The sequence below is a fragment of the Pantoea sp. X-Soil-OKNW-713 genome, from assembly GCF_059730685.1.
The window spans coordinates 205,162-220,050 of the sequence record NZ_AP035995.1 but is presented as its reverse complement, the minus strand read 5'-3'; the positions used below and the strand labels follow the sequence as shown (position 1 = coordinate 220,050).

General features: G+C 56.1%; 14 protein-coding genes. 4 read left to right on the top strand and 10 right to left on the bottom strand.

Annotation, left to right across the window (positions count from 1 at the left end; genetic code table 11):
• The first annotated feature begins 1 nt into the window (after position 1).
• Positions 2-901 carry an EamA family transporter RarD gene (gene rarD / locus AC6I8R_RS00985; protein WP_021183800.1) on the top strand — a complete coding sequence of 300 codons (900 nt, stop codon included), beginning with the start codon at positions 2-4 and terminating at the stop codon, positions 899-901.
• On the opposite strand, the gene AC6I8R_RS00980 is transcribed toward rarD, so the two are convergent.
• From AC6I8R_RS00980 to AC6I8R_RS00935, 10 genes are all read right to left on the bottom strand, one after another.
• Positions 872-1,924, bottom strand: a complete 1,053-nt coding sequence (locus tag AC6I8R_RS00980; protein ID WP_021183799.1) for an AbrB family transcriptional regulator — start codon at positions 1,922-1,924, stop codon at positions 872-874. The genes rarD and AC6I8R_RS00980 overlap by 30 nt on opposite strands.
• Positions 1,925-2,068: 144 nt before the next feature.
• A complete protein-coding gene (gene corA, locus AC6I8R_RS00975; RefSeq protein WP_021183798.1) occupies positions 2,069-3,022 on the bottom strand; it encodes a magnesium/cobalt transporter CorA in 954 nt (317 codons plus the stop codon).
• Between the two features lie 307 nt (positions 3,023-3,329).
• Complete coding sequence (ysgD, locus tag AC6I8R_RS00970; RefSeq protein ID WP_367617716.1) at positions 3,330-3,386, bottom strand: YsgD/CorL family protein; 57 nt, start codon at positions 3,384-3,386, stop codon at positions 3,330-3,332.
• 75 nt (positions 3,387-3,461) lie between these two features.
• Positions 3,462-5,624 carry a DNA helicase II gene (gene uvrD, locus AC6I8R_RS00965; protein WP_021183797.1) on the bottom strand — a complete coding sequence of 721 codons (2,163 nt, stop codon included), beginning with the start codon at positions 5,622-5,624 and terminating at the stop codon, positions 3,462-3,464.
• 53 nt (positions 5,625-5,677) lie between these two features.
• Complete coding sequence (gene yigB / locus AC6I8R_RS00960; RefSeq protein ID WP_497831810.1) at positions 5,678-6,394, bottom strand: 5-amino-6-(5-phospho-D-ribitylamino)uracil phosphatase YigB; 717 nt, start codon at positions 6,392-6,394, stop codon at positions 5,678-5,680.
• Positions 6,394-7,302, bottom strand: a complete 909-nt coding sequence (xerC, locus tag AC6I8R_RS00955) for a tyrosine recombinase XerC (protein ID WP_021183795.1) — start codon at positions 7,300-7,302, stop codon at positions 6,394-6,396. The genes yigB and xerC overlap by 1 nt, the downstream gene beginning before the upstream one ends.
• Positions 7,299-8,003, bottom strand: coding sequence for a DUF484 domain-containing protein (locus tag AC6I8R_RS00950; protein ID WP_021183794.1), 705 nt, complete (start codon positions 8,001-8,003; stop codon positions 7,299-7,301). The genes xerC and AC6I8R_RS00950 overlap by 4 nt, the downstream gene beginning before the upstream one ends.
• Positions 8,000-8,824, bottom strand: a complete 825-nt coding sequence (gene dapF, locus AC6I8R_RS00945) for a diaminopimelate epimerase (protein WP_036625919.1) — start codon at positions 8,822-8,824, stop codon at positions 8,000-8,002. The genes AC6I8R_RS00950 and dapF overlap by 4 nt, the downstream gene beginning before the upstream one ends.
• 30 nt (positions 8,825-8,854) lie before the next feature.
• Positions 8,855-9,058, bottom strand: a complete 204-nt coding sequence (gene lptM / locus AC6I8R_RS00940) for an LPS translocon maturation chaperone LptM (protein WP_036625841.1) — start codon at positions 9,056-9,058, stop codon at positions 8,855-8,857.
• A gap of 121 nt (positions 9,059-9,179) precedes the next feature.
• Positions 9,180-11,738 carry a class I adenylate cyclase gene (locus AC6I8R_RS00935; protein WP_497831809.1) on the bottom strand — a complete coding sequence of 853 codons (2,559 nt, stop codon included), beginning with the start codon at positions 11,736-11,738 and terminating at the stop codon, positions 9,180-9,182.
• Between the two features lie 314 nt (positions 11,739-12,052).
• Between AC6I8R_RS00935 and hemC the strand changes: the two genes are divergently transcribed.
• From hemC to hemX, 3 genes are read left to right on the top strand one after another with little or no spacing between them, the layout of a single operon-like run.
• Positions 12,053-12,994: a hydroxymethylbilane synthase gene (gene hemC, locus AC6I8R_RS00930; protein ID WP_497831808.1), complete on the top strand. Its 942-nt coding sequence runs from the start codon at positions 12,053-12,055 to the stop codon at positions 12,992-12,994.
• The gene (gene hemD / locus AC6I8R_RS00925; RefSeq protein WP_021183789.1) at positions 12,991-13,731 is read left to right on the top strand and encodes a uroporphyrinogen-III synthase; all 741 of its coding nucleotides are present in this window, start codon (positions 12,991-12,993) and stop codon (positions 13,729-13,731) included. Before hemC ends, hemD begins: the two co-directional genes overlap by 4 nt.
• 23 nt (positions 13,732-13,754) lie before the next feature.
• Complete coding sequence (gene hemX / locus AC6I8R_RS00920) at positions 13,755-14,888, top strand: uroporphyrinogen-III C-methyltransferase (protein ID WP_415174104.1); 1,134 nt, start codon at positions 13,755-13,757, stop codon at positions 14,886-14,888.
• The last annotated feature ends 1 nt before the right edge of the window (position 14,889 follow it).

Here is a 14,889-nt window from a genome sequence, read left to right as displayed (position 1 = left end):
CATGGATACACAACAAACGCGCCAGGGTATCGGCTACGCACTCGGCGCCTATTTCCTGTGGGGGGTGGCACCGGCCTACTTCAAGCTGGTCAAGGTTGTCCCTCCACTTGAAATCATGACGCATCGGGTGATTTGGTCAGCATTGTTTATGCTGCTGTTGATCACCCTCAGCCGTAACTGGAACCAGGTATGCAGCGTGATGCGCCAGCCAAAAAAAGTGCTGTTGCTGGCGTTCACCGCCTTCACCATCGGCGGCAACTGGCTGCTGTATATCTGGGCGGTGAATAATCAGCACATCCTTGAAGCCAGCCTCGGCTATTTCATCAGCCCATTGTTTAACGTGGTGCTGGGGATGTTGTTTATGCGCGAGCGCTTCCGTCCCCTGCAATGGTTGGCGGTACTGCTTGCCGCGCTCGGGGTGCTGGTACAGCTGTGGAAGTTTGGTTCGGTGCCGATGATTGCCCTCGGGCTGGCGCTGACCTTTGCGTTTTACGGCCTGATGCGCAAGAAAATTCAGGTCGATGCGCAGAGCGGTATGCTGATTGAGACGCTGTGGATGTTCCCGCTGGCGGCGATTTATCTGTTTGGTTTTGCCGATAGCGCCACCAGCCATCTGAGCGCCAACCCGCTAAGCCTTAACCTGAAACTGGTCGCCGCCGGGATTGTCACCACGGTACCGCTGATGCTGTTTGCCGCCGCCTGCACGCGTTTGCGTCTCTCAACGATCGGTTTTTTCCAGTATCTCGGTCCGACGCTGATGTTCCTGCTGGCGGTGGTGTTTTATGGCGAAACCGTCACGCCAGATAAAATGGTGACCTTTGGCTTTATCTGGCTGGCGCTCGCCTTTTTTATTGTCGATGCCGCGATTGCCTCAGCTCGCACGCGCGTGCGCGTAGCGTGAGATAAAACGTGCCAGCGCCGGGCCGGTAAGCAAAATGGTGAACAGACGCAAGGTCTGCAACGCCATCACAAAAGCGATATCGACCCGGCTGCCTGCGGCAATGATCGCCACCGTATCCAGCCCGCCAGGGCTGGTTGCCAGATAAGCCGTCATCAGATCGACGTGCAACACCCGCGTCAGCATCCACGCCAGCCCACCACACAGCAACATCAGACCAATAATCGACACCACCATTTGCGGCAAAGTGCGTAGCGCCAGCAGGAAAATCGGGCGGGTGAAGCGCAGTCCGACGCTCCAGCCGATTAACGCATAGGCCAGCGCCAACAGCCATTCCGGCACCTGTAACGTTGCCACGCCCGTGCCCTGCATCGTGGCGCCAATCAGCGCCGGTAATAACAACGCGCCAGACGGAATCCGTAACTTTTGCCCCAGCCAGGCACCGGCCACCATCACCACCAACGTCAGAAGAAAGCTGCTGTTGAGTGCAGGAAACCAGACCAGCTCGGCGTTACCGCCGCTGCTACCCAGCCCGATACGCGCCACCACCGCAGCGGCCGTGGCAACAAACAACACGCGCAGATACTGCATAAACGCCACCAGCCGCACGTCAGCACCAAAATCACCGGCCATCGCCACCATCGCCGAGGCACCACCGGGAGAGGAGCCCCAGGCACCGGTTGGTCCGGGCAGATTACTGAAACGCACCAGCAGGAAACCAGACAACCCACTGGCGGCCAGCGTCAGTGCCAACACCGCCAGCACCACCGGCCAATCCTGCAACAGGGGTGGCAGTATCGCCGGTGACAGGGTTTGCCCAATCATGCACCCCAATACCGCCTGAGCCAGCACAAACAAGCGTTTATCGATGCGCACCGACGCGCCAGAGAGTCCCATGACGGTGCCGACAATCATCGGGCCGAGCAACAACGCCGCAGGCAGGTGAAACAACTGGAAGATAATTCCCAGAATCAGTGAAGCAATCAGCAGAATGGTCCACTGCTGTCGCAAAGAGAGACGCGCCATAAGGTGGGATACAACGAATTAGTTAATCAGCAGGAAAGAACAGGTTACGCAGAATTGTGATTTATAGCCAGAAAATCGGGCCGTGTAGACGGCCCGACAATTGTTACATATTGCATGCGTAGCGGCGCAATTTATCGCGCAATGTTACAACCAGTTTTTACGTTTGAAGTAGAGATAAGGTGCCAGACCCGCAAGAATCATCAACCCAATCGCCGCCGGGTAGCCGAAGCTCCACTTCAGTTCTGGCATAAATTCGAAGTTCATCCCGTAACTGGACGCCACCAGCGTGGGCGGCAGGAACACCACCGACACTACCGAGAAGATTTTGATGATGCGGTTCTGCTCGATGTTGATAAAGCCCATCGCCGCCTGCATCAGGAAGTTAACCTTCTGGAACAGCGATTCGTTGTGCGGCAGCAGAGACTCGATATCGCGCAGGATCTCACGCGCCTGCTCCAGTTGGTTCGCCGGTAGACGCGCTTTGCGCACCAGGAAGTTCAGCGCACGCTGGGTATCCATCAGACACAGACGGACCTTCCAGCCGATATCTTCCAGTTCCGCCAGACGCGACAGCGCTTCGTCGTACTCTTCGCCCTGCTGCCCTTCCATAATCACGCGGCTCAGCTTTTCCAGCGCGCTGTAGATGTTTTCGATCTCATCCGCCAACTGTTCGATTTTGGTTTCAAACAGATCCAGCAGCAGTTCAAACGCATTACCGTCAATCAGGGTTTGGTTACGGGCGCGCATACGATAGAGACGAAACGCGGGCAGTTCACGCTCGCGCAGCGTATAGAGGCGATCTTCACGGATGGTGAACGCCACGGTCGAGTTACCGGCATGATCTTCCGCATCTTCATAAAAGAAGAAGGAGTGAATATGCAGGCCATCTTCGTCTTCAAAGAAACGCGCCGAGGCTTCGATGTCTTCCAGCTCCGGGCGTGTTGCCAGGCTCTGGCCCAGCTCACTTTGCACCCGTTCGCGCTCGCCTTCATCGGGCTCGATCAGATCAACCCACACGGACGCGTTGAGTTTGTCGTTATGGTCTTCCAGTTCGAGACGCGTCAGGCGGCTGCGATCCAGTTTAAATGCGCTCAGCATAGCAATACTCCCCATTGCAGACTTAATGGGACAAGGCGGTGAACCGTTGCGCTTACGCAAAACGGGCACGGCAAAGCCTGAACACCGAAACTTTCGCCTCAAGGTATACCCTAAATAATTCGAGTTGCGGGAAGGCGGCAAGGATGTGAATCCCCGGGAGCTTACTGTAGTAAGTGACTGGGGTGAATATCCGCAGCCAACGCACCTGCAACTTGAACTATGACGGGTATAATCAGTGCTGACTCATGCGACGGGACAAAAAGGGAGGTCGCTGATAACCGCTAAGGCTACCAGCTAAGAGGTAGCCTTAGATGTTATTCCTGTGAACCAGGGGGTTGAGCCAGCATCGACTGGGCGTGTCCAAGGCATTGTCCTCTCATGATAATAGTGGGCGCATGTTACGCTGAGACGAAAAAGTCGTCAAGGCAGCGCAACCGCGCTACACCGTTTCCAGCCGGGCATAGGCAGCAACCAGCCATTTGATGCCCTGTCCCTGAAAAGCGACCTGCAAACGGCTGTGCTCGCCGCTGCCTTCGAGGTTGATAATGGTACCTTCGCCAAATTTGGCATGGCGTACACGCTGGCCCAGCGCGAAGCCGCTGTCGTTTTGCGCGATCGGTGTTCCCATGCGCTGATGATTGACCGGACGGCTCACGCTGGCACGTAAACGTACCTCTTCCACGCAATCTTCCGGCAGTTCACCAATGAAACGTGATGGCCGGTGATACACTTCCTTACCATAAAGGCGCCGTGTTTCCGCATAAGTCAGCGTCAGCTTTTCCATCGCACGCGTCACGCCAACATAAGCCAGACGACGCTCCTCTTCGAGACGGCCACCCTCATCGAGTGACATCTGACTTGGGAACATGCCTTCTTCCATCCCGACGATAAACACCTGGCTGAACTCCAGACCTTTCGCCGAATGCAGCGTCATCAACTGAACAGCATCCTGCCATTTGTCGGCCTGGCCTTCTCCTGCTTCCAGCGCTGCATGGGAGAGGAAAGCCTGCAACGGCATCAGATCTTCGTCTTCATCCTGATAGCTGAACTGACGCGTTGCCGTCACCAGTTCCTCAAGGTTTTCGATACGCGCCTGGCCTTTTTCGCCCTTCTCCTGCTCGTACATCAGCCACAGCCCGGAATCTTTGATCACCCGGTCAGTTTGTACATGCAACGGAAGTTCTGCGGTTTCACTGGCCAACGCATCCACCAGTTCGCAGAAACGTTGTAGCGCCGAGGCTGCACGCCCCGCCAGCACCCGATTTTGTAGCAGTTCACGCGTTGCCTGCCACAGAGTCAGCTGTTGTTCGCGCGCCGTCTGACGTACCACGTCAAGGGTACGATCGCCCACGCCACGGACCGGGGTATTCACCACGCGTTCAAACGCCGCATCATCGTTGCGGTTCGCCATCAGACGCAGGTAAGCCAGTGCGTCTTTGATTTCCTGACGCTCGAAGAAGCGCATGCCGCCATAGATCCGGTATGGCATGCTGCCCTGGAGCAGCGCCTCTTCCAGCACGCGTGACTGGGCGTTGCTGCGATACAGAATCGCGCAGTCGGCCAGCGCGTTACCGTTCTCATGCCAGGCTTTGATGCGGTTGACCACGAAGCGCGCTTCATCCAGCTCGTTAAAGGCGCAGTAGAGGGAGATCGGTTCGCCATCGCTGCCATCGGTCCACAACTCTTTACCGAGGCGGCCATTGTTGTTGGCAATCAGGGCGTTCGCCGCTTTCAGGATGTTATTGGTGGAACGGTAGTTCTGCTCCAGGCGGATGGTTTCTGCGCCAGGGAAATCCTGCAAAAACCGCTGGATGTTTTCCACCTGCGCACCACGCCAGCCGTAGATCGACTGGTCATCATCGCCAACGATAATCACCCGGCCAGTATCACCCGCCAGCATACGAATCCATGCGTATTGAATGTTGTTGGTGTCCTGGAATTCGTCCACCAGCACGTTACTGAAACGCTCGCGGTAGTGATTGAGGATATGGGGTTTATTCAGCCACAGTTCGTGCGCACGCAGCAGCAGCTCGGCAAAATCCACCAGACCGGCGCGATCGCAGGCTTCCTGATACGCCTGATAAATCCGCAGCCAGGTTTGCTCCACCGGGTTGCCGTAGCTTTCAATATGTTTGGGGCGCAGACCTTCATCTTTCTTGCCGTTGATGTACCACATGCCCTGACGCGCAGGCCATTGTTTTTCATCGAGGTTCATCGCTTTGATCAGACGCTTCAGCAAGCGCAGCTGATCTTCGCTGTCGAGGATCTGAAAATCCTGCGGCAGCCCGGCATCAAGATGGTGGGCGCGCAATAAACGGTGCGCCAGGCCGTGGAACGTGCCGATCCACATGCCGCCCTGGCTGGTGCCGATCAGTTGATCGATACGATGGCGCATCTCTGCGGCGGCTTTGTTGGTAAAGGTCACCGCCATAATTGAGTAAGGCGAGCAATTCTCTACCGACAACAGCCAGGCAATGCGATGCACCAGCACACGGGTTTTGCCACTGCCTGCTCCGGCCAGCACCAGCAGGTTGCTGCGCGGTGCGGCGACCGCCTCGCGCTGTTTGTCATTTAAGCCGTTAAGCAGATCAGAAACGTCCATAAGCACCGTTTAAAAAAAGAAGATCACCCAATAGCTGGGTAAATATACAGCCATTATAGCAGCGAGGTCAGTGATGCCAACTGCGAAATTTCAACATGCGGCAGCAGGCGCGCATCATCAATGTGCATCAGGTTGCCGTCGCGCAGGTTAATCCAGCACGCTTGCATCCCGGCACGTAGCGAACCGGCAACGTCGGTGGTGAGATCGTCACCCACATGCAGAATGTGTTCCGGGGCAATGCCTAAACGTTCAGACGCCAGCTGATACATATCCTGCCACGGCTTCGCGCGGCCATGTGGTCCGGCGCGCAGCGCGAACTCAAAATAGTGTGAGATCCCAAGTTTTTGCGGATCGGCATTGCCATTGGTGATCGCCACCAGCGGGACTTTATTACCGAGCGCGGTCAGGGTCGCATGCGTTTCTTCCGGCATGTCCACTTCGCTGCGCCAGCGATGGAACACACTCATCACTTCACTGGCGCCTGCGGTCGCTTCCGCTGTGGATAAACCGACGTTGATCAACGCCAGTTCGACCGAACGACGCCGCCACTCGGACACGTCGTGATAAATCTCCGGCTCGCGCGCCAGCAATTCATCACGCAGCGCCTGATATTCTGCCGGGGTGAAATCGCATAAGGCCGGATGATAAGCCTGTAACGCCGCATGGGATTCTGCGGTGGTTTTGCGGATCACCGGATGGTTGTCATATAAGGTGTCGTCGAGATCAAAGGTGATCGCTTTGATCGCACGCAGTGGACGGTAAAACTTCATTACGACTTTCCTCGTTTGGCGCGTGGGTGTGCGGAATCGTACACCGAGGCCAGATGCTGGAAATCAAGATGGGTATAGATTTGCGTGGTCGAGAGATTAGCGTGGCCGAGCAGCTCCTGCACCGCACGTAGATCGCCGCTCGATTCCAGCAAATGCGTAGCAAAAGAGTGGCGCAGCTTATGCGGGTGGATGTGGCTGGCGACGCCTTGTTTGATGCCCCATTCGGCAAAGCGTTTTTGCACGTTACGCGCCGAAATGCGGCTTCCACGGCTGGAGACAAACACCGCGTCATCCTGCGGTGCAAAGCTGGCACGCAGCGGCAGCCAGTGCTGCAACCAGGTGACTGCGGTGCCACCAATCGGCACGCGGCGTTCTTTGCTGCCTTTGCCCAGCACCCAGACTTCGCCCGCCTCGAGATCGAGGTGGCGGATATCCATATGCACCAGCTCCGACAGACGCAACCCTCCACCATACATAGTTTCCAGCATGGCGCGATCGCGTACCGCCAGCGGATCGTTGAGGTCAATTTCCAGCAGTTGATTGACCTCGTCGACATCCATATTTTTCGGCAGATGACGCGCATTACGCGGGGTGGCGATGCCTTTGGCCGGATTACCGCTCAGCATCCCCTGGCTGACCTGCCAGTCAAGGAAACTGCGCAACGCTGACAAGCGTAACGCCAGGCTACTGGCACCTAAACCCGCACGGCGACTGCGCGCGGCGATGTTACGTACCTGCGCCGGTTCCAGCTGTGTCCAGGCGGTGATTTTCATCTCATCAGCCATCGGGATGATGGCCTGAAGCTGGCGAGCATAGTTTTGCTGCGTCAACGGGCTAAGCTGGCGCTCGACTTTCAGATAACGCAGGAAGCCCTCAACGGCGGGAAGCAGCGGGCTGTCGCTGCTCATGCACGTTCGACCCAGCGTGACAGCAATTCTGGCAGCATCAGCGCCAGATGTTGCAGCAGCAACGTTCCCATGCCCGCCTGATAATGCTGGTTGTCACGGCTGCTGAAGATCAACACGCCCAGTTCACCGCGATCGCCCATCAGCGACATGGCTACGGAACCGATGGCTTTCGCCTGTGGCAACAGCAGCAGCAACTCAGGACCATTGAGGTGACCAAGATAATGGTGTTCATTGCCGAAGCGCTGGATACGCAACGGCTCAAACGCCTGGCGTGACAGGCCCAATTGGGTGAAATCGGACGGTGCGCCGATGTGCCATTTGTCGCTGAACAAGCGTACATTGGCTCCGGCAAGGCCCAACTCACGCGCCCAGCGATGCAGACGCGTCAGCATATCTTGCAGGCTATCTGCGGCGGCGAGATGCCCCTGTAACGACAGCAGGCGATCAAACAGTTGATGGTTGGCCGTTGCCTGCTCCATCAACAGCGTGATCTCCTCTTCCAACTGCTGGATATGGTTACGCTGCCGCGCCATATGCCATTCCACCAGCGACACGCTGCCGCGTACCGGATGCGGCACCATCATCTGTTCGACCTGGCGCGCATTGCGAATAAAAAAATCGGGGTTCTGACGCAGAAATGCGCTGACCGCCTGATCGTCCAGCAGCACCGCGCTGTCGGTCTGCTCTTCGACATTTTTCATAGATGAATAAACCCATCGTAGACGTGTGTGGCTGGCCCGGTCATAAACAGCGGTTGACCGGCCCCTTTCCAGGCAATATGCAGCGTTCCGCCGGGCAGATCAACGCGGACTTTCTCCGCCAGAATGCCCTGCTGAATACCGCAGGCAACAGCGGCACACGCGCCACTGCCGCAAGCCTGGGTTTCACCCGCGCCGCGTTCATAAACGCGCAGACGAATGTGTTCTGGATTGACCACTTCCATAAATCCGACATTCACGCGCTCCGGAAAACGTTCATGGCTTTCCAGTACCGGGCCGAGGGTTTCCACCGGCGCGGTTTTCACGTTCTCAACCTGGATAACACAATGCGGATTACCCATCGACACGGCGCCGAACATCACGGTCTGGTCGGCCACGCGCAGCAGATAGAGATTCTCGGCTTTGTTGGCGCGGAACGGGACCTGCTGGGGTTCGAAGTTTGGCTCACCCATATTGACGCGCACCAGCTCGTCATTGGTGACGCTCAGCACCATCCGGCCAGTTTGGGTACTGACGCGGATATCGCTTTTGTTGGTCAACCCTTTCAGACGCACGAAACGGGCGAAGCAGCGCGCACCATTGCCACACTGCGCCACTTCACTGCCATCAGCGTTGAAAATTCGATAGTGGAAATCAAGATCCGGATCGTAAGGCGGTTCGACAATCAGCAGTTGATCGAAACCGATCCCCAGATGGCGATCCGCCAGACGGCGAATCAGCTCCGGCGAAAAAAAGACGTTTTGCGTCACGGCGTCCACGACCATAAAGTCGTTGCCAAGACCGTGCATTTTCGAGAACTGCATTTTCTGCTCCGCCGGATTACTCATGGGAGATTAATTCCCCTGCATGCCTTGTTTGTCGGTAACTAAACCACCCACATCCGCACTTTTCGCTGCTTGCTGCTGCTGTTCAGTGGGCTGGGTATTGGTTTTTTTCGGTTGTTCCGGAGGCGGAAAATATAAGGGGCCTTTCAGACCACAGCCTGCTAAGCCGACCAGTGCCAGCGCCATTCCCAGCTGACGTATCATTTGTCTCATTCTGTCTGCTCTTTCTGTCCTTTCCTGGATGCTTATCATCGCAGTTGACGTTGTAAAAGCAACAGGAAATACCGGCAAACACGTTACAGGTCCGACACCTGCCACGCGAGCGCGGGCAGGATCAGTGCATTTGATAACGCGGCTGGAAATCGCCGTTGTCGTTGTCAGGCTGTGTGGCGCACAGCTGCGTCAGCGTCTGACTGCGGAAGGGGATCACCTGGAAGCGATCGCCAGCATTCACAATCTGATAGAACTGCGGCAAGTTGAAGTTGATAAAGCTGGAACCGTAGGTAAAACGGTCATGCGATGACGAGTAGAAACGGCTGACGTCACGCACCAGTTCTTCTTTGCTGCCTTCGCAATGATGGTACACCTCAACGCGGTTGGTTTCGTCGAGGATATAAATGTTGAAGCCGCGATCATCATTGGTATCTTCAAAGAAGAACTGGATGATGCCTTCGCTGGCATAGCCGTTGACCACCGGTGGCAGCGGCGTCTGGTTCGACTCCACTTTAATCGACAGTCCATGCAGCTTGTTATTGGAAATCGCGCCGTAGAACTCGACCGCATTTTCCAGTTTCTGCACCGACACGCTCATGCGTTCAAAGAACAGCCCCCAGGTCTGGCCCGCCATGCGCAATGCTTTGAAGCGCCCCGGTTCCTGACGGGTACTGGAAAGACGCAACTCGATGCATTCTGACACCAACTGCTGGACGCGGGTACGAATCAGGCCGCGCAGATGCTGGCTGTAGCAGAACACCTCTACCGTATCCGGCGGGGCAGCATCCTGATGCATTTTACCAAGGATGGTTTTCAGCGCTTCGATCATCGCCTGCTCGCCGCTGAAGTGCAGCGTACGCACCTCATTCCACGAGTTGCGGTACAACAGATCGATGCTGCCAATCAGGCATTGCTGCTGCTGACCGAAACTGAACACGTCCAGTTTACGGAAATCGAAATGCACCACCTGATTGCGGAACGCGGAGGTGGGATCGTGTTCGAGGTTAACGATAATCGCCAGGTGTCGAATTTCACACGGGCTGTAGAGCGCTTTTGGCGTCGGTGCCGGTACGCGCAGCGGGAAATGATGCGAGACATCATTCACCAGCTCCTGCAAACGCGGCAGATCGCAGAGTTCATTGCCCTTGATATGCAGCCGGGTTTTGCTGGTCATCAAACCGTTAAACCACGCCCACGCCACCAGTTTGTTCAGGTAGCGGTTATATTCCAGCGGCTGATGGCTGATGATGGAACTCATGTCCGGCGACTGGTTATACAGATACCAACCTGCGCGATTGGCGCGACCAGCCGGGACGTGAATAAAGGTCAGATTATCTTCCGACAGGTCGGGCGAAATCTGCGGGTTCACCAGCGTCACCTTGCCCGGTAGCGCTTCAAAGGCAGCATACAGTTTACGCGTCAGCACGCCGATGTCCTGCGGGCTGGCGCTGACGCTTAAATTGTTTCGGCGTGCGAAACGGATCAGGTTGCGATAGCTCTGCATCATCGCATCCAGCAATTCATTGTGCGCTTCACGCACGCGCTCGATTTTCCACTGCGCGCGGTTATCCAGCACCGCCAGCTTCTCGTCGTCCCAGCCCCACTCTTTCACCAGCTGCGACAGGATTTCGCGACGCCAGCCGGAGCGGTGATGGTTCTCTTCACTGGAGAGTTTTTCACATACTTTGAGGTAGAAGCAGCGACGCACCAGATCAAGACGTGCCAAATCGTCGATGCTGGTGAGATAACGCGTCACGCGTTCCAGCATCATGCAGTAGGGATCAAGACCGAAGCAGACAATTTCGCCGTCGTGCAGGCGCTGCTTGATGTCCATCGCCAGCAGTTGGGTATTGGGATATTCCCAGCTATAGGCTTCCAGCAGCAGCGTTTTCAGCACTGCTTTGTACGGTGAATCGATGCTTTTATACAGCTGCCACAGGCTGGCACCGAAATACTCTTCGGCTGACAGGGTACCGAGGCCACCCAGATCAAGCCATTCGTTCGGTGTCAGCACGCCCTGGGCGTACAGCGACATGACGTAATCGTCGTAATGATGCTCCTCTTCACCGGGCACCATGTTCCACAGGATACGTTTACCGGCCATACGCACAGCGGTACGGTAAAATTCATCCAGCAGCAAAATATGTTGGGTCGAGCCGCAATCTTCTGCACCGAGACTGCCGCTTTCGTTATGACGGAAACGGTTCTCATCGATCAGGAAGAAGCTGACTTCCACCCCCATTGAGACGCACCATTTCTGCAACAAGGTACATTTACGTTGCAGGTTGAGGCGCTCTTCATTATCCAACCAGGATTGATGACAAACCCAGATATCAAGATCGGAGACGCTGTTCTGGCCGACAGAGGAGGTGCTGCCCATTGAGTAGATGCCGGTGATCGGCATTTCGCCTTTGGCACCGGTGCTGAGATGCAGCGGCTGTTTACCCGCCAGATCCTGCAACAGTTGCTGTTGGTTTTCATCAGGCGTGTAAAAGCTGATGCCATGTGGAACGTTACCCTCAAGGTAACCCGGCATCAGCGGATGATGATAATGCAGTAATGTTGGCAGCAGACTGTAGACGTGCTGGAAAGCAGGTCCCATCGCAGCCAGCGCGCGATCTACACGCAGCTGGTTGATAGCATCCAGTCTCTGTTTCAGTGTCTCAATGTAGAGGTACAAGACGTTTCGCCTGATTGTCCCAGTGTTAAGCACCCTGTTTCCGAAACCTGCCACTTAATAATAAAGATATCGGGCAAATTATTGCTGGAAACGTGATCAATCTAACACCTGGCAGATTGACCGTAAAGAAAGTTGCGCTACTTAACAGTTTAGCACGTTCCGAACTAACCCCTGTGTTTTCGGACTATGACCTCAGATTATTCCCCGGTGATCGCGGTGAAATCTGACATCAGAGTCTTTTCAATCCGTTGAAACTGACAGCATTCCCCTATCGATGGTAGGATATTCGATGAACGATCAAAACGGTTAACAGCATGTTAGACAAAATTTTCAGAATTGCTACAAGACAAAGTCCCCTCGCACTCTGGCAGGCACAATATGTCCAGCAACGCCTGATGACGGCGCACCCTGGTCTGCGCGTAGAGCTGGTGCCTATGGTCACCAAAGGTGATGTCATCCTTGATACGCCGCTGGCTAAAGTGGGGGGAAAAGGGCTTTTCGTCAAGGAGCTGGAGTTGGCGATGCTGGAAAATCGCGCCGACCTCGCCGTGCATTCGATGAAAGATGTGCCGGTAGATTTCCCTGAAGGACTCGGCCTGGTCACCATCTGCGAGCGCGAAGACCCGCGCGACGCCTTTGTCTCCAATCATTACGATTCTATCGATGCACTGCCGCAGGGCGCGGTCGTCGGCACCTCAAGCTTACGCCGTCAGTGCCAGCTCAGCGCACGCCGTCCCGATCTGGTGATTCGCTCGCTGCGCGGCAATGTCGGTACCCGCCTGGGCAAACTGGATGCCGGTGAGTATGACGCCATCATTCTGGCTGCTGCGGGCCTTAAGCGTCTTGGTCTGGAAGAACGCATCCGCTTCGCGTTACCCGCTGAAATCTCATTACCGGCCGTCGGTCAGGGCGCAGTCGGCATTGAATGCCGCCTCAACGATGCCGAACTGATTGCCCTGCTCCAGGCGCTGAATGACGGCGATACCGCGGTTTGCGTTCGCGCCGAACGCGCCATGAACACCCGTCTGGAAGGCGGCTGTCAGGTACCGATTGGTAGCTTTGCGGTGCTGGAAGGCGATCAGCTGTGGCTGCGTGGTTTGGTGGGTTCACCAGATGGCAGCCAGATGATCACCGGCGAACGTCGTGGCCCGCGTGATCAGGCGGAGCAAATGGGTATTTCGCTGGCGGAAGAGCTACTGGAAAATGGCGCACGCGAGATTCTGCGTGAGGTTTATCAGGGGCAGCCGCCTGCATGACCATTCTCGTGACCCGTCCCGAGCCAGCAGCCAGTGAACTGGTCGCACGTTTGCGAACCCAGGGGAAACTGGCGTGGATCTTACCGCTGATTGAGTTCACACCGGGTCGCGATATTGTTCACTTGCCACAACAACTTGCCGCACTGCAACCCGGTGACCTGGTGTTCTTGTTGTCACAACAGGTGGTGACCTTTGCCCACCCGGCGTTGCAAAGTCAGGGCTTCGCCTGGCCCACGCATCTTGATTACTACGCCATTGGCCGCAGCACCGCGCTGGCGTTGCATACCGTCAGTAATCTGAAAGTAGACTATCCTCATGCGCGGGAAACCAGCGAAGAACTGGTGCGTCTCAACCGTTTACAACAGGTGAACGGCAAACGTGCCTTAATTCTGCGCGGCAGTCCCGGTCGTGAGTTGCTGGCAGATACCCTGACGGAACGCGGTGCCGATGTGCGTTACTGCGAATGCTACCAACGTTGTGAAAAAACCTATGACGGTGCCGTTGAGGGGCGTCGCTGGCGCGATCGCGGAATTACCACGCTGGTGGTGACCAGCGGTGAAATGTTACAACAACTGTTTGCGCTGTTTCCGCCAATCGATCGACGGGAATGGTTATTACACTGTCGGCTGGTGGTCGTCAGTGAACGTTTGGCTACCCTGGCGGCCACACTGGGCTGGCAGGATATTGATGTAGCCGATGGTGCCGATAACGATGCGCTGCTGCGTGCGTTACGCTGAACTTAACATTGGGATGAGCCGCAATGACGGAACAAAAAGCCTCCTCCGCCGTGGTTGACGCAACCACACCAGCGGGCGACAACGCTACTCCTCCAGCTAAAAAATCACCGCGCGACAACAAACGCGATGGCAAGGTGCTGGGTGCGGTGGCGATTGTGATTGCGCTGGCGATTGGCGCGGGCCTTTACCTGAATGGGAAACACCAGGCCGACTTACAGGCTCAGACTAACCAGAATCTGAGTGAGCAACTGAGCGCACTGCAACAGCAACTGGGCAGCGATAAACAACAGCTGACGCAGCAACTGGAAAGCGCCAACAGCGCCTTGCAGGAAGCACGTAACCAACAAGACGCCAGCGCCAAAGAGCTGGAAGCCTTACGGCAAAAAGTCGCCACTATTTCGGGTAACGATACCCGCACCTGGCTGCTGGCGCAGGCTGATTATCTGGTCAAACTGGCGGGGCGTAAGCTGTGGAGCGATCAGGATGTCACCACCGCAGCCGCGTTGCTGAAAAGCGCAGACACCAGCCTCGCGGAAATGAATGATCCGAGCGTAATGAATGTACGTCGCGCCCTGACTCAGGATATCAGCTCGCTTTCAGCCGTCAGCCAGGTCGATTACGACGGCATCATCCTTAAGCTGAACCAACTGTCGAACGGCGTGGATAACCTGCGACTGGCAGATAACGACAACGACGATTCGCCGATGGATGCCGACAGCGGCGAGCTTTCCAGCTCACTGCATGAATGGCGGCAGAATCTGGTGAAAAGCTGGCACAACTTTATGGACGGCTTTATCACCATCCGCCGCCGCGATAACACCGCGCAGCCGCTGCTGGCACCTAACCAGGATGTCTATCTGCGAGAAAATATCCGTTCGCGTCTGCTGATCGCCGCCCAGGCCGTGCCACGCCATCAGGACGAAATCTACAAACAATCGATTGATGCCGTCTCCACCTGGGTACGTGCCTGGTATGACACCAATGATGCCGCGACCAAAGCCTTCCTTGATCAGCTAGACGAGCTGAGCCAGCAAAGTATTTCGATGGATGTCCCTGATTCGTTGGAAAGCCAGCAACTGCTGGATAAGTTGATGCAAACCCGCGTGCGTAATCTGTTGGCGCAGCCATCGGTTGCGGCTGACCAGCAGGGAGGCTAAG

Coding starts and splice junctions, on each gene's coding strand:
- xerC (WP_021183795.1), bottom strand. CDS start 7,302: ATGAGCAGCGACAGCCCGCTGCTTCCCGCCGTTGAGGGCTTCCTGCGT.
- AC6I8R_RS00950 (WP_021183794.1), bottom strand. CDS start 8,003: ATGAAAAATGTCGAAGAGCAGACCGACAGCGCGGTGCTGCTGGACGAT.
- corA (WP_021183798.1), bottom strand. CDS start 3,022: ATGCTGAGCGCATTTAAACTGGATCGCAGCCGCCTGACGCGTCTCGAA.
- uvrD (WP_021183797.1), bottom strand. CDS start 5,624: ATGGACGTTTCTGATCTGCTTAACGGCTTAAATGACAAACAGCGCGAG.
- yigB (WP_497831810.1), bottom strand. CDS start 6,394: ATGAAGTTTTACCGTCCACTGCGTGCGATCAAAGCGATCACCTTTGAT.
- AC6I8R_RS00980 (WP_021183799.1), bottom strand. CDS start 1,924: ATGGCGCGTCTCTCTTTGCGACAGCAGTGGACCATTCTGCTGATTGCT.
- hemC (WP_497831808.1), top strand. CDS start 12,053: ATGTTAGACAAAATTTTCAGAATTGCTACAAGACAAAGTCCCCTCGCA.
- lptM (WP_036625841.1), bottom strand. CDS start 9,058: ATGAGACAAATGATACGTCAGCTGGGAATGGCGCTGGCACTGGTCGGC.
- hemX (WP_415174104.1), top strand. CDS start 13,755: ATGACGGAACAAAAAGCCTCCTCCGCCGTGGTTGACGCAACCACACCA.
- dapF (WP_036625919.1), bottom strand. CDS start 8,824: ATGCAGTTCTCGAAAATGCACGGTCTTGGCAACGACTTTATGGTCGTG.
- rarD (WP_021183800.1), top strand. CDS start 2: ATGGATACACAACAAACGCGCCAGGGTATCGGCTACGCACTCGGCGCC.
- hemD (WP_021183789.1), top strand. CDS start 12,991: ATGACCATTCTCGTGACCCGTCCCGAGCCAGCAGCCAGTGAACTGGTC.